We start from the raw sequence: 13479 nt of genomic DNA on the forward strand, positions 1-13479 counted from the left end.
AAATCAAGAAGGGGGGAAATAAATAAGGGTGTCGCTATCCTTCCCCAATCCGCTTTGCTGAGATTGGGGACTGTCGCAACGAACGTTCACATAGAATTGCTATCACTCCTTAAATCAAACATTGGATAATCAAATTATGGTTGGTGATGTTGGGTTTCGTACCTCAACCCAACCTACAAATTACAACAAACATGAAACCGTCACATTATTCTGGTTATGGGTTTTCATTGACAAGAAAACTACAAAAGAGTTAATTTTAAATGTGAGCTATTCAAAAAATTATTGGTCATCATGTCTGAATTAAATCAAGAGTTAAAATACGGCGAAAGAGCCATCACCGAAGGTTCTTTAATTACTTTCCCCAATCCTCGACCCGGTAGAGTTTATAATATTAGTGTTACCCTGCCAGAATTTACCTGTAAATGTCCTTTTTCTGGTTATCCTGACTTTGCCACTATTTACATCAACTACTCTCCAGATCAAACAGTAGTAGAGTTAAAAGCAATAAAACTATATATTAATAACTACCGAGATCGTTATATTTCCCACGAAGAATCGGTTAATCAAATTTTGGATGATTTTGTCAGCACCTGTCACCCTTTATCTATAACCGTCAAAGGTGATTTTTACCCCCGTGGGAATGTCCATACCGTTATCGAGGTTAGCCACACTAAGTAGGTGCTGACAAAAAAATAAAGTCGTAAGGGCAAATTATCAATTATTTAGCGCGTTTGAATACGAGAAATACGGGCATTCTGATAGTAATGAGCTAGAATTTGTTGATAATTAACCCCATTTTGGGCAAGATAAAAAGTTCCCCATTGACTCAAACCGATACCATGACCAAAACCGCGCCCGGATACTTGTAAACCTCCATTAGCAAGGGACATACGAAATAAGGTACTGCGTAAATCCAGCGCCCTCCGCACATCCGCACCTTGTAAACTACGAGAACTGCGATCACCTTCCACTCGTAAAGAAACTACTCGACCTTGGGGGGTAGTTTTTTCAGGCACAATCGCCCGAATATTACCAATATTACCCACCACTTGCCTCAACTGGGAGGGCTCTACACTTTTACTCCACTGAAATACAGGAGAAGTTTGATCGTAATCTACGACTCCCCGTAAATAAGGCAAAGGAGAAGTCCAAATATCCTCCACATTCTCCGTGTGACCACCAGAAGAAGAATGGAACACCGCTAAAATAACCCGTCCATCATAGGTCATAACCTCATCAGCCGTAGATTTTACCGCTTGATGGGTGGTGGTATATTCACTAGCTAAACCCTTATATACTTGCGATTTCGTACTGCTATCCACATCATATTCACCATTACGACTGGTATTGCGTTGATGGAGGGCATAACTGCGCGCCGCCACAGCTTGAGCTTTTAGCGCTTCCTGAGGCCAACTAGGCACAGCTTCAGCGCCCACCACACTATACAAATAATCTTCCATATCTACATAATTAACGGCAGTAACCCCATTACCTTCGGGTAATAGCAATACTCGCCCTCGATACCAATTATCCCCAATCCATACTACTCCATCCCCCGTTGGTTCAAGCCACAAACGACTACCATTCCACTGTCCCAAGTTAACATTGTTCTTGCTAATTTTGGAGTTAAAAGAATTCATCCCGGCTACCTGCCCCAATACTTTTCCCCCAGCGTCTCTAATCACCGCCGGAGTCGAACTTCCCACCGTCAAGGAAGGATTAGTTTTTTTAATTAATACCCGTAACTCTACACTGGCGAGGGCGCTGGTATGCCAAAAACTCAATATTCCCAGCACTAAAAACCCCAGCAAACCCAATTTAGAAGCTATTTTTAAAATTAAACGTTGATACATTATTTTTGCTTTTTATCGCTAAAACTGACCATATTCTACCCGTAAATTACCCAAATTGTTAAGTTGAACTTTCTTACTTGTTTTTTCTTTGAGCCAAAAATTGATTATTAGCCACTGAAAAGACAGATATTCTGATAGTATTAGGTATAAGAGATAATAGCCATAGTATAGGCAGAGTAAATTACTGCTAAAAAATTGCGTTAAAATTTCCTCCTTTTTAGGGACAAAAATCATTAATTAGCATTTTTCTGAATATAAATTAAAACTTTATATAATAAGATTCTTGTACGGTAAAACAGGCATCTTGCCTGTTTTTCGAGAGAAGTCTAATTAACAGAAAAATCATTATTTTACTTTGTCAAAACTAGCACTATTAATTCTTAATTGTTAACTTTTAAAATAGGTTATTTCTTAATGTTTTCGTCGGGTTTTGTTCCTGACAATTTAATTTTCTTAGGTCGTTTTTTACTAGATATTAGCACAGTATTTTTCTTGATATTTTTTACTTCAATTCTAGTAAGAGAGCGCCGAGCTCAACGCATGATCAGAGGTTTGAGCTTTATAATAATTGTCTATCTATTTTGTGAAAACGTTTTACATTTAACAGTATTAAGTTTTTTTTTACAGCAGTTAATTATTATTTGTTCCCTGTCTATGGGAATAGTTTTTCAGTCAGATTTTCGGCGCTTTTTAGAAGACTTAGGAAGAGGTGAAATACGCCCTCTAATGGAATCTGACAGTATTATTCCCAAAGAAAATAATGTCATTGATGAGATAGTAGAAGCTGTCAAAGAATTATCTCAAAATCGGACAGGGGCGCTGATTTTAATCGAAACTTTTAATACCGTAGAAGAAAGAGTTTTTCTTAGTGCCGGAGTAAATTTAAACGCTGAAGTTAGTAAGGAATTACTACAAACTATTTTTCAAACTAAAACATTACTTCATGATGGCGCAGTTTTTATCAGAGGTTCTGAGGTTGTTTCGGCTGGAGTAATTTTACCCCTATCGGAAAAAAGTGCTTCCAAAAGACTTGGCACTCGTCATCGTGCCGCCATGGGAGTTACAGAAATAGTAGAAAACTGCGTTTGTGTGGTGGTTTCAGAAGAAACAGGCTCAATTTCTTTAGGAGAAAAAGGAGCATTAAATCGCCCTCTCACCAGCACCAAATTAAAAGAATTATTAGAAGAAAAATTAGACCTCAGCCGAGATAAGGAAGTAGTTACGGGAGTAACCCGTCTCAGTCGCCAAATTGGTTTTACTGGTTGGAATTTTATTACTGGTGTTTTTCAAGGTCAAAAAAAATCTTCTGGCAAAAAGAAGAAAAAAGCCCCCTTATCAAAATCAAAAAAATAGTAAAGTTCTGCTGACAGAGTATATTACCCATTACTAGATAAAAGAGAATAAAGAGAATAATTAAGGGTTGCTGAAAAAGTGGTGTCGTGGGGGAGTGGGAAGTGAGAAGTGAGAAGTGGATAGTAGAAAGGTTTATAAATGAAAAGTTTTAGGATAATCATAGCTTGTTAAAAATTCCTAGTTTTCATCAATAATTTTTGATTAGGATAGAAAAAATACAGTATTTTTAGAGGAAAAAGTCAATTTATGGCACTTTTTGTTATGTAGAATACACTTTAAACCTTTATTAGACAAGATTTTTGATTTATTTAGCAAACCCTAATTAATATTGGTATCGATCACTAAAATCCAGCGCCCTCCAAACTAGACTCTCCCCGTTTTAGTTCTTTAAAATTAGGTAATCCCTGCTTTTTGTTGTTGCACTAAATCAGCGCCCCTCGACGTGCCAAGACGAGTAGCACCAGCATTAATTAAATCCAGCGCCCCTGCCAGAGTTTTAATACCTCCTGATGCTTTAATACCGATTTTTCCCCGTGTAATTTCGTGTAATAGGCGCACATCTTCCACCGTAGCGCCCCCCCGCCAACCAGTGCTAGTTTTCAAGAAACTCACTCCAGCGTCAAGACAAATTTCTGCGCCTAAACGCTTTTCTTGATCAGTTAAACAGGCAGTTTCTAAAATAGCTTTGATGGTTAATCCCGTTGCTTCCACAATGAGGGTGTTTTCAAAGTCAGGATCAAAATTGATTTGTTTTTGACAAGAAGACAATATAAGGATGATCCCCCCCAACCCCCCTTAAAAAGGGGGGAGATTCAGGGAGACAGGAGGATTTTTTACTATTAATTGATTTATTAGTAGTTAAAAACCTCTGAATTTCAGATTATTGGCTAGTTTGAGAAACTAACATTTTTGAGAATGAAAACGCCCTGCTGCTGATGACACATGATGAGGATAAACACAAACAGAAGCAAAATTATATTGCATCCCCTGATGGCAACACTGCTTTAAATCTTCCTCCGTTGCCGTAGGAGAAAGCAAGGCTTGATCAATGTATTCAGCGATATTTATATCAACAGCAGTAATCATGAAATTACGAATTATGAATTATTATCACCCTTTCCTCCCTTTCTTCCCTTTCCTCCCCTTCTTCCCTTTCTTCCTTTCCTCCCTTTCCTCCCTTCCCTCCTTTGCTCAAAACCTAATTACTATCCTCTTCGCTGGGTTGAGGGGCGCTGGGAGAAGAATGATAAAGAGAATCTAATCTTTGACGGGCATCATCCATGGAAACAGAACGAATCACTAAAAGAGGCTCATTAGTAGGCTGTCCATTACTGTCTAACAACTCAGGATGGGGAACTTGATAGGTTTGATAAGAATTGCGCCGTAGAGGGCGTGGAGTGTCTGTCCATGAACCGCGCTGAGTTTCACCGCTAATAGTTATTAAACTGCGGACTAAATTACTGATGGCAAAAAAAGCGATCACGGTAAAAGCTAAAATATAAACTAAATGTAACATAGTGATTTTTCCTTCAATGATTGATTAAAAGTGATTAAAAATAATGGCTTTGGTGAGTTAAAAGGGCAAAGGGGAGAAAAAATTTAGAATTTAGAATTTAGAATTTAGAATTTAGAAAACAATTACTTCTGCATTCCTCCTACTATTCATTGTCAATTATCAATTATCCATTAATCTCACCATCGGACTTTTTCATCAAGCCCTAGTTAAATATTTTGTTGTTTGACTTGGCGCCATCTTCTCGACACATCCCAACATTCTGCTACCAAATGATGCCAAGGCATTAATACTTTAGTATCGATTCCTGCTTCCCCATCAGTCACTTTAAACAGCATAGAAGCGGTTTGTACTTCCTTTTGGGCTTCCATGACACGCTCTTTGAGATTATGTTGTTGTTGTTCTGATAAAAAAGTTATTCTCTCAGATTCCAATAAAGTTAGAGAACGAGAAAACCAATATTTAAAGTCTTCCAAGAGGGGCGCTAAAACCTTTGCTAATAATTCTTTCTCGCTAGGTTGTAATGGTTGCATTTTATCTGTTTTTATTTATCTATAGTTACTATCTTACCTTTGATCCTAACAAAGTTTACAAAAATTTACACAATTTTCAACTTTTCTCAGAATTTTTACGGGAGGTTTCAGGTATCGGGTGTCGCGGTGTTAGGTGAAATGCTTATAAATTAAATCTGAGTTCGAGATAAAATTTTCGTTGCTGTAAAGGTGTCAGGTATCGGGTGTTAGGTATTAGGTGAAAGAATTGACAAAAAATATATCTAAATTGATTTTTTTGGTTCAATTTTTGGCTCGAATTATATCATCGTCTGAAAATTACACCTGAAACCTGCAACCTGCAACCTGAAACCTACCCTTTTAGGCTTAGGATAAAGTAATATAAGCAATGCTGTGCAACCAAATCAAAGTTTTGCGATTATGTTCAGTAAGACAAAGACAGTTTTCATCTTGCCAAAGAATATTACCATTCAAAACTTTATTAGTAGTTAAGCCGATTTCTACTGCTTTTTTTTCTTTGATTACGGTCTGAATTTGACGTACACTAGGAAGACCAGTATTGAATGCCGACATATTTTTAATTTTTTTAAGCACTAACTATGACATTGAAGTTTACCAAATATCACGGACTCGGTAATGATTTTATTTTGATTGATAATCGCCATAGTGATCAACCTTTGATTTCCGCCAGTGAAGCGGTGAAGTTGTGTGATCGTCATTTTGGTATCGGTGCTGATGGGGTGATTTTTGTGTTACCCGGTGTCAATGGTTGTGATTATACCATGAGAATTTTTAACTCTGACGGTTCTGAGCCTGAGATGTGCGGTAATGGTATTCGTTGTTTTGCTCAATTTGTGACGGAGTTGGAAGGAAAGGAAGAAATCGGTAAACAATATCCCATTCATACTTTAGCTGGTACGATTACTCCTACTATTCAAGGTGCGGGGATGATTACGGTGGATATGGGCGCACCTCAATTACGCGCTGATTTGATTCCTACGACTTTAGGGGCTGAAACGGTGATTAATCAACCTTTGACTATGGCTGAAAAAACCTATGAGGTAACTTGTGTCAGTATGGGTAATCCTCATTGTTTGGTATTTGTGGAGGATGTGGCTAATATTGATTTGAGCGTTATTGGTTCAAAGTTTGAAACTAATGCTGTGTTTCCTCAAAAAACTAATACTGAGTTTATCCAAGTTATTGATCCTCATTACGTTAAAATGAGGGTTTGGGAGAGGGGCGCTGGAATTACTTTGGCTTGTGGCACGGGGGCGTGCGCTACTGTGGTAGCTGGAGTTTTGACGGGTAAAACTGAGCGTATTTGCACGGTGGAGTTACCCGGCGGATGTTTAGATATTGAGTGGCGCGAAAGTGATAATCATGTTTATATGACTGGACCGGCGCAGAAAGTTTTTACTGGTACAATTGTTTAGGTTATAACCGCTTTGCCCTCTCAAACCCTCTCAACCCCTGCTTACGAAGCAGGGTGTTTTCAAAGTCAGGATCAAAATTGATTTGTTTTTGACAAGAAGACAATATAAGGATGATCCCCCCCAACCCCCCTTAAAAAGGGGGGAGATTCAGGGAGACAGGAGGATTTTTTACTATTAATTGATTTATTAGTAGTTAAAAACCTCTGAATTTCAGATTATTGGCTAGTTTGAGAAACTAACATTTTTGAGAATGAAAACGCCCTGCTTACGAAGGGGGGGAGGGAGATGAGAGTAATAATTTATTAAATAATAAAGGGTTTAATATCAAGTTCTGATAATTAGTTACCAATAGATTATGTCTTCGCACTTTACCCACCGTGTAATGAATTACACGGCTAATGGAATTACGTTCAATAAATTGAACTAAGATTATTTTAAAATTTACCTTTGCCCTTTTGATAACTTCACAACTGAGAAACTAATTTTTCTATGACTAGCAATAATTTATCACTGCAATCTATTCCTATTGATAAAATTAAATATAATGAGCAAGGACTTGTACCGGCTATCGCTCAAGATCATTTAGATGGTACTGTTTTAATGATGGCGTGGATGAACTCTGAATCTATCACGAAAACCCTAAAAACGGGAGAAGCGTGGTATTGGAGTCGCTCTCGTCAGGAGTTATGGCATAAGGGCGCTACTTCGGGGCATATTCAAAAAGTGCGCGGTATTCGCTACGATTGTGATAGTGATGCGTTACTGGTGACTATTGAACAAATCGGCGATATTGCTTGTCATACGGGGGAAAGAAGTTGTTTTCATCAAATTGACACTGATCAAAAACTAGCGCCCTCCGCCGATACTTTAACGGAGTTGTATCGGGTAATTCAGGGGCGCTTATTAAATCCCCAAGAAAATTCTTACACTTGTCAGTTATTTGCTGGGGGTGATAATAAAATTTTGAAGAAGATTGGGGAAGAATCCGCAGAGGTTGTGATGGCTTGTAAAGACAATAACCCTGATGACATTGCCGGAGAAGTAGCTGATTTGTTTTATCATAGTTTGGTGGCGTTGGCTTATCATGGTGTGGATTTAAGGGCGGTTTATCGCAAATTAGATCAACGGCGCGGTTAGAGAAAGGGAAGCAGAGGGAGAAGGGGAGAAGGGGAGAAAGGGAGATGGAGAGGAAGGGAGATGGGGAGAAAGGGAGAAAGGGAAGCAGAGGGAGAAAGGGGAGAAAGGGGAGAAAGGGGAGAAAGGGGAGAAAGGGAGAAAGGAAGACTAGGGGATTATAATTCATAATTCATAATTCATAATTCATAATTCATAATTCATCATGGCTGGGCATAGTAAATGGGCTAATATCAAACGACAAAAGGCGAGGGTTGATGCTAAAAAGGGTAAAACTTTTACGCAGTTATCCCGTGCTATCATTGTGGCGGCACGTAATGGTGTGGCTGATCCTGATGGCAATTTTCAGTTACGCACTGCCATCGAAAAGGCAAAAAGTGCTGGTATTCCCAATGATAATATTGATCGTGCCATAGCGAAGGGCGCTGGTACTTACAATGATGATGATAGTATCCTCGAAGAAATCCGCTATGAGGGTTATGGTATCGCTGGAGTAGCGGTAATGATTGAGGCTTTGACTGATAATCGTAATCGCACGGCTGCTGATATTCGAGAGGCTTTTAGTAAAAATGGTGGTAATCTGGGGGAGACTGGTTGTGTGGGTTGGCTGTTTGATTATCAGGGCGTGGTGACGGTGAAGGGCGCTATGGATGAGGATAAGTTGCTGGAATTATGTTTGGAGGGGGGCGCTGATAGTTATGAGTTAATTAATGATACTGATTATCAAGGCGCGGATATTTTTACTGATTTTACTCATTTAGAATCTCTCCAACAATTTTTAAGTCATCATTTCGTTATTGATGAGGTGGGAGGGCGCTGGATTCCTGATAATATCATCGAAATTTCCGACCCTGACCATACTAAGTTTTTACTACGCATGATTGATACTCTCGAATCTCTTGATGATGTTCAAAATGTCACAGCTAATTTTGATTTAGTTGATTAATAACTAGGGTTTACTAAATAATTCAAAAGTTTTGACTCATAAGAGATTTACTAAATCTTAGATTTTCTATATAAACGGATCTAAAATGACATAAAAGGACAAATAAATAAAAAGTTTGTGAAAGTATTCGATTTCGGTTTCAGAAAAGTAATATTTGATGTACGATAAAGGGAGATTTTGGTTGCCCCTTTTGGGGAAGTACCTTACAAAAATAGGATAGTAATACTATTAACGCTTCCGTGGGTGAAGCAGTCTGTTAAATCAGATAACATAAGTGTCTTAAAAATATTTTTTAAGGCTTTGAGGGATACCTCCTTTTGAGTATTTTACTCAAATGCTATTGCCGTTTATTACGGTATATGCCGTTTTATTCTGCATAAACGTATCAGTTAAGATATACGACAAACATCAAAAAATGTGCAAAATCACGCTTTTTTTAATAAAAATACAGTTAATATCAAGTCCGCTTGATCAGCCGAAGGCTGCCGCTGCGCGATCATTTACAAATCAATTAAAAACAATCTTAGTTCAATTTATTGAACGATCGGGCCATTAGCCGTGTAATTCATTACACGGTGGGTAAATTGCGAAGATAGTAAAACTTCAATAATTATTAATTGTCAATTATCCATCGTCCATTGTCAATTTGCTATAATTATTCTCTAGGTAAATTAATCAAAAATTGATTATGAGTGAAAGAAAAACTATCATTGGTAATGGTATCCCTTTAGTAGGTAACGACATCGACACAGATCGGATCATTCCTGCTCGTTTTTTGCGTAGCGTGACCTTTGATGGTTTAGGAAAACAAGTGTTTGCTGATGATCGCATTTCTAACCCCGCGCACCCCTTCAACTCACCAGCATATCAAAATGCAACTATTTTAGTAGTTAATGCTAATTTTGGTTGTGGTTCGAGCCGTGAACACGCACCCCAAGCCATTGCTAAATGGGGGATTCAAGCTATTGTGGGAGAAAGTTTTGCTGAGATATTTTTCGGAAATTGTTTGACCATGGGGATTCCCTGTGTGACTACTAGCTCTGCTAATATAAAGAGTTTACAGAATTTGATTAAAGAAAATCCTCAAACTAAAATGATTGTGGATTTAGAAGATATGCAAGTAAAATGTGGTCACTATAGTAGCGCAGTGAAAATGGATAAGGGCGCTCGTAGTATGTTAGTTTCTGGTAAATGGGATACTTGTGGTTTGTTGACTAAAAATATTGAACAGATTAAAAATACTGCGACACAGATTCCATATCTTAATTTTGTTTAATAGACTTTTCCAACTTTGATGATCAATAATCAGCAAGATAGTCTCGAAAATTTTATCAATTTTTGTCAGCAACACATCACAGGGCAAGAAAGAAAAGAAGCTCAAATTTTTATTGATCGATTCTTTCAAGCCTTTGGTTATGGAGGGGCGCTGGAAGCTGGGGCAACATACGAGGAAGCGATAAAAAAAGGTAGTCTGAAAAAAAATACGGGTTTTGCTGATTTAGTCTGGAAACCTAAACTACTCATTGAGATGAAAAAACGAGGGGAAGACCTTAGTAAACATTATGCCCAAGCCTTCGAGTATTGGTCAAGACTTGTGCCTAATCGTCCTCGTTATGTAATACTTTGTAATTTTGATCAGTTTTGGATATTTGATTTTAATTTACAATTAGATGAACCTGTTGATATTGTTAATCTTGAGGATTTAGCTTCCCGCGCTTCGGCTTTCAATTTCATGAAGGCAGGGGATGTTAAATCTATCTTCAATAATAACCAAGTTGAAGTTACCGAAAAAGCCGGGCGCCGATTAGGGGAGTTATTCCAAATCCTCCAAGACAGATTAACAAAACTCTCCTCTCCTGTGGGAGAGGGGTTGGGGGTGAGGGTAGAAGATATAACCCCCCCTAACCCCCCCTTAGGAAGGGGGGGGATTGAAGAGGAAAAACTCTTGGGAAGGAGGGGGATTGCAAGAGAGGATTTAACTCTCAAAATTCAGCGTTTTATTTTGCAATGTGTCTTGGCAATGTTTGCGGAAGATAGGGGATTATTGCCATCTGATTTGTTTATTCGTTGTGTGGAAGAATGTTTGGAGGGCGCTAGTAGTTACGATGTATTGGGTGGTTTATTCCGTGAAATGAATAATCATGGCATCACTTCAGCAGGAAAGTATCAAGGGGTAGAATACTTTAATGGCGGTTTGTTTGCTACGGTGGAAGCCATTGAGTTAACTAAATCTGAGTTAGAAATTTTGGCTACGGTGGCGCGTCAAGATTGGGGCAAGGTGCGCCCGGCTATTTTTGGTAATATTTTTGAAGGTACTGTTAATACGCAACAACGTCACAGTTACGGCATCCATTACACATCGGAAGCTGATATTATGAAAATCGTGCGCCCGACTATCAGTAAGTATTGGGAAGATTTGATCGATAATGCGAATACTATCAAAGAGTTAACTAATTTACAGCTTAAATTACAAGAATATAAGATTTTAGACCCTGCTTGTGGTAGTGGTAATTTTCTTTATGTGGCTTATCAGGAATTGAAAAGAATTGAACAGTTATTGTTAGAGAAAATTAAGAGTAAAATTAAGGGTAAAAATTCACAGGTTAATCTTAGTTTTGTTACTCCAAATCAGTTTTATGGTATGGATGTTAACCCTTTTGCGGTGGAGTTGGCTAAAGTAACTTTAATGATTGCACGCAAGGTTGCTATTGATAAGTTTAATTTGAGTGAACCTGCGCTACCTTTAGATAGTTTGGATCAAAATATTCTCTGTACTGATTCTTTATTTTCTCAGTGGGTTAAGGCTGATGCTATTATCGGAAATCCTCCTTTTTTGGGTGGTAAAAAATTAAGACAAGAATTTGGTAATGATTATGCTGAAAAAGTTTATCAACATTTTAAAGATGTAAAAGGACAACCTGATTTTTGTGTTTATTGGTTTAGAAAAAGTCATGAAAATTTAGATCAAAATTCAAGGGCTGGTTTAGTTGGCAGTAATTCTATTTCTCAGAATGTTAGCCGTAATGCTAGTTTAGATTATATTGTTGAGAATGGCGGTTTTATTCATGAGGCGATTTCTACTCAAGAATGGTCTGGCGAAGCTGCGGTTCATGTTAGTATCGTTAATTGGTGTTATCAAAAACCGAATAAGTTATTATTAGATGATCATATTGTTAATCAGATTTCTACTTCTTTAAAAAATCAAATTTCTGTTACTTCTGCTAAGAAATTAAAAGCTAATAAAAATTTATCTTTTGAATCGTGTGGATTGAGGGGAAAAGGCTTTATTGTCTCAGAAGAAGAAGCAAAAGAATGGATAAAAAAAGATAGTAAAAATCGAGAAATTTTAAAACCCATGATTGATGGAAGAGGGTTAATTTATCCTTTTGAAAAATTAGATTGGGTGATTGATTTTAATGATATGGACATTGAGGAAGCGTCTAATTATCTGTTACCTTTTGAAAGAGTGAAGGAAAGAGTTAAACCAGAAAGAGATAAACAACGAAGAGAATCTCGTAAAAAATATTGGTGGAGATTTGGTGAATATGCACCTTCCATGAGAAAAGCATTAGCAGGATTAAGATATTATTTTGCTATTCCTAAAGTGGTTAAATATGTGATTTTTACTCCTGTTGATATATCAATTTTACCTTGTGAAGCTAATATGGTAATTGCTTCTGACGATTTTTATATTTTGGGTATTTTAACATCCAGTATTCATCGCATTTGGGTGAGGGCGCAAAGTTCAACTTTAGGAGAAACTTTAAGATATACAAATACTACTTGTTTTGAGACGTTTCCGTTTCCCCCCAGCGCCCTCCGCACAGGGGATAAAACCCTCACCCCCAGCCCCTCTCCCATAGGAGATAAAACCCTCACCCCCAGCGCCCTCCGCACAGGGGATAAAACCCTCACCCCCAGCCCCTCTCCCATAGGAGATAAAACCCTCACCCCCAGCGCCCTCCGCACAGGGGATAAAACCCTCACCCCCAGCCCCTCTCCCATAGGAGAGGGGAGTAAGATAGAGGCTAAAATAGTGCAACAAATCAGGGATAAAATGATGGAATTACATGAGTATAGAAGTGAACAAATGGAGAAAAAACAATGGGGAATTACGCAGTTATATAATGCCTTTTTTGATGAGCCTAGTAGTCGGTTATATAAGTTGCATCAAGAGTTAGATAAGTTGGTGATGATGGCGTATAATTTTGATGAAAATGGGGATATTTTAGAGCAGTTATTAGAGTTGAATTTGGCGATGGCTGAAGAATAACCCTCACCCCCAACCCCTCTCCCGCAGGAGAGGGGAGTAAGAGGTTTTGGGGTGGGGTGAAGGGCGCTAGTTTTAAGCTAATAAGTTTTTGTCTGGGGGGAGGGCGCTGGTGACTTTAGTGATTGCGAGAAAAATTGCTATTGATAAGTTTAATTTGAGTGAAACTGCGTTACCTTGAGATAGTTTGGCTCAAAATATTCTCTGCTTCTTTATTTTCTCGGTGGATTAAGACTGATGCTATTATCGGTAATCCTCTTTTTTTGGGTGGGCAAAGAATACACTTAGAATTAAGTGATAATTACGCTGAAAAAGTTTTTAATTAATAAATTTGCAGATGTAACAAAAAGGAAAAGTTGATTTTATCTTGAAATGTGAGTGAAAGACCCCCGTTGAATTTCTCAACAAAAAAAATACCCACTGAAATCAACGGGGGATGTAAACGAACCAACAAAAAAATCG

11 protein-coding genes and 2 pseudogenes are annotated in these 13479 nt (G+C 38.0%); 8 read left to right on the forward strand and 5 right to left on the reverse strand.

Annotated features, from left to right (window positions below):
- Positions 1 to 291 precede the first annotated feature (291 nt).
- On the forward strand, positions 292 to 678 hold the full coding sequence (gene queF, locus IGQ45_15720) for an NADPH-dependent 7-cyano-7-deazaguanine reductase QueF (GenBank protein ID MBF2058616.1): 387 nt from the start codon (positions 292 to 294) through the stop codon (positions 676 to 678).
- Between the two features lie 44 nt (positions 679 to 722).
- On the opposite strand, the gene IGQ45_15725 is transcribed toward queF, so the two are convergent.
- Positions 723 to 1853, reverse strand: coding sequence for a SpoIID/LytB domain-containing protein (locus IGQ45_15725; GenBank protein MBF2058617.1), 1131 nt, complete (start codon positions 1851 to 1853; stop codon positions 723 to 725).
- Between the two features lie 414 nt (positions 1854 to 2267).
- Here IGQ45_15725 and IGQ45_15730 point away from each other — a divergent pair, with 414 nt between their 5' ends.
- Positions 2268 to 3206 carry a TIGR00159 family protein gene (locus tag IGQ45_15730; GenBank protein ID MBF2058618.1) on the forward strand — a complete coding sequence of 313 codons (939 nt, stop codon included), beginning with the start codon at positions 2268 to 2270 and terminating at the stop codon, positions 3204 to 3206.
- 393 nt (positions 3207 to 3599) lie between these two features.
- Here the strand turns inward: IGQ45_15730 and deoC are convergent.
- From deoC to IGQ45_15750, 4 genes and pseudogenes are all read right to left on the reverse strand, one after another.
- A pseudogene (gene deoC / locus IGQ45_15735) lies at positions 3600 to 4292 on the reverse strand (deoxyribose-phosphate aldolase).
- A gap of 112 nt (positions 4293 to 4404) precedes the next feature.
- Positions 4405 to 4722 carry a DUF2973 domain-containing protein gene (locus IGQ45_15740; protein MBF2058619.1) on the reverse strand — a complete coding sequence of 106 codons (318 nt, stop codon included), beginning with the start codon at positions 4720 to 4722 and terminating at the stop codon, positions 4405 to 4407.
- A 206-nt stretch (positions 4723 to 4928) separates the two neighbouring features.
- The gene (locus IGQ45_15745; protein MBF2058620.1) at positions 4929 to 5252 is read right to left on the reverse strand and encodes a DUF2605 domain-containing protein; all 324 of its coding nucleotides are present in this window, start codon (positions 5250 to 5252) and stop codon (positions 4929 to 4931) included.
- Positions 5253 to 5597: 345 nt separating this feature from the next.
- Entirely contained in the window at positions 5598 to 5804 is a 207-nt protein-coding gene (locus tag IGQ45_15750; GenBank protein MBF2058621.1) for an RNA chaperone Hfq, read from the reverse strand.
- 26 nt (positions 5805 to 5830) lie between these two features.
- Here IGQ45_15750 and IGQ45_15755 point away from each other — a divergent pair, with 26 nt between their 5' ends.
- From IGQ45_15755 to IGQ45_15780, 6 genes and pseudogenes are all read left to right on the forward strand, one after another.
- On the forward strand, positions 5831 to 6667 hold the full coding sequence (locus tag IGQ45_15755) for a diaminopimelate epimerase (protein ID MBF2058622.1): 837 nt from the start codon (positions 5831 to 5833) through the stop codon (positions 6665 to 6667).
- 489 nt (positions 6668 to 7156) lie between these two features.
- Positions 7157 to 7804: a bifunctional phosphoribosyl-AMP cyclohydrolase/phosphoribosyl-ATP diphosphatase HisIE gene (locus tag IGQ45_15760; GenBank protein ID MBF2058623.1), complete on the forward strand. Its 648-nt coding sequence runs from the start codon at positions 7157 to 7159 to the stop codon at positions 7802 to 7804.
- Positions 7805 to 8006: 202 nt separating this feature from the next.
- A complete protein-coding gene (locus IGQ45_15765; GenBank protein ID MBF2058624.1) occupies positions 8007 to 8747 on the forward strand; it encodes a YebC/PmpR family DNA-binding transcriptional regulator in 741 nt (246 codons plus the stop codon).
- 688 nt (positions 8748 to 9435) lie between these two features.
- Positions 9436 to 10023, forward strand: a complete 588-nt coding sequence (leuD, locus tag IGQ45_15770; GenBank protein MBF2058625.1) for a 3-isopropylmalate dehydratase small subunit — start codon at positions 9436 to 9438, stop codon at positions 10021 to 10023.
- Between the two features lie 18 nt (positions 10024 to 10041).
- Positions 10042 to 12555, forward strand: a pseudogene (locus IGQ45_15775) (class I SAM-dependent DNA methyltransferase).
- Between the two features lie 623 nt (positions 12556 to 13178).
- Positions 13179 to 13343, forward strand: a complete 165-nt coding sequence (locus tag IGQ45_15780) for a hypothetical protein (GenBank protein ID MBF2058626.1) — start codon at positions 13179 to 13181, stop codon at positions 13341 to 13343.
- Positions 13344 to 13479: the final 136 nt, after the last annotated feature.

The organism is Cyanobacterium sp. T60_A2020_053, assembly GCA_015272165.1.
Classification (GTDB): domain Bacteria; phylum Cyanobacteriota; class Cyanobacteriia; order Cyanobacteriales; family Cyanobacteriaceae; genus Cyanobacterium.

Coding starts and splice junctions, on each gene's coding strand:
- IGQ45_15730 (MBF2058618.1), top strand. CDS start 2,268: ATGTTTTCGTCGGGTTTTGTTCCTGACAATTTAATTTTCTTAGGTCGT.
- queF (MBF2058616.1), top strand. CDS start 292: ATGTCTGAATTAAATCAAGAGTTAAAATACGGCGAAAGAGCCATCACC.
- IGQ45_15725 (MBF2058617.1), bottom strand. CDS start 1,853: ATGTATCAACGTTTAATTTTAAAAATAGCTTCTAAATTGGGTTTGCTG.
- IGQ45_15765 (MBF2058624.1), top strand. CDS start 8,007: ATGGCTGGGCATAGTAAATGGGCTAATATCAAACGACAAAAGGCGAGG.
- IGQ45_15750 (MBF2058621.1), bottom strand. CDS start 5,804: ATGTCGGCATTCAATACTGGTCTTCCTAGTGTACGTCAAATTCAGACC.
- IGQ45_15740 (MBF2058619.1), bottom strand. CDS start 4,722: ATGTTACATTTAGTTTATATTTTAGCTTTTACCGTGATCGCTTTTTTT.
- IGQ45_15745 (MBF2058620.1), bottom strand. CDS start 5,252: ATGCAACCATTACAACCTAGCGAGAAAGAATTATTAGCAAAGGTTTTA.
- IGQ45_15755 (MBF2058622.1), top strand. CDS start 5,831: ATGACATTGAAGTTTACCAAATATCACGGACTCGGTAATGATTTTATT.
- leuD (MBF2058625.1), top strand. CDS start 9,436: ATGAGTGAAAGAAAAACTATCATTGGTAATGGTATCCCTTTAGTAGGT.
- IGQ45_15760 (MBF2058623.1), top strand. CDS start 7,157: ATGACTAGCAATAATTTATCACTGCAATCTATTCCTATTGATAAAATT.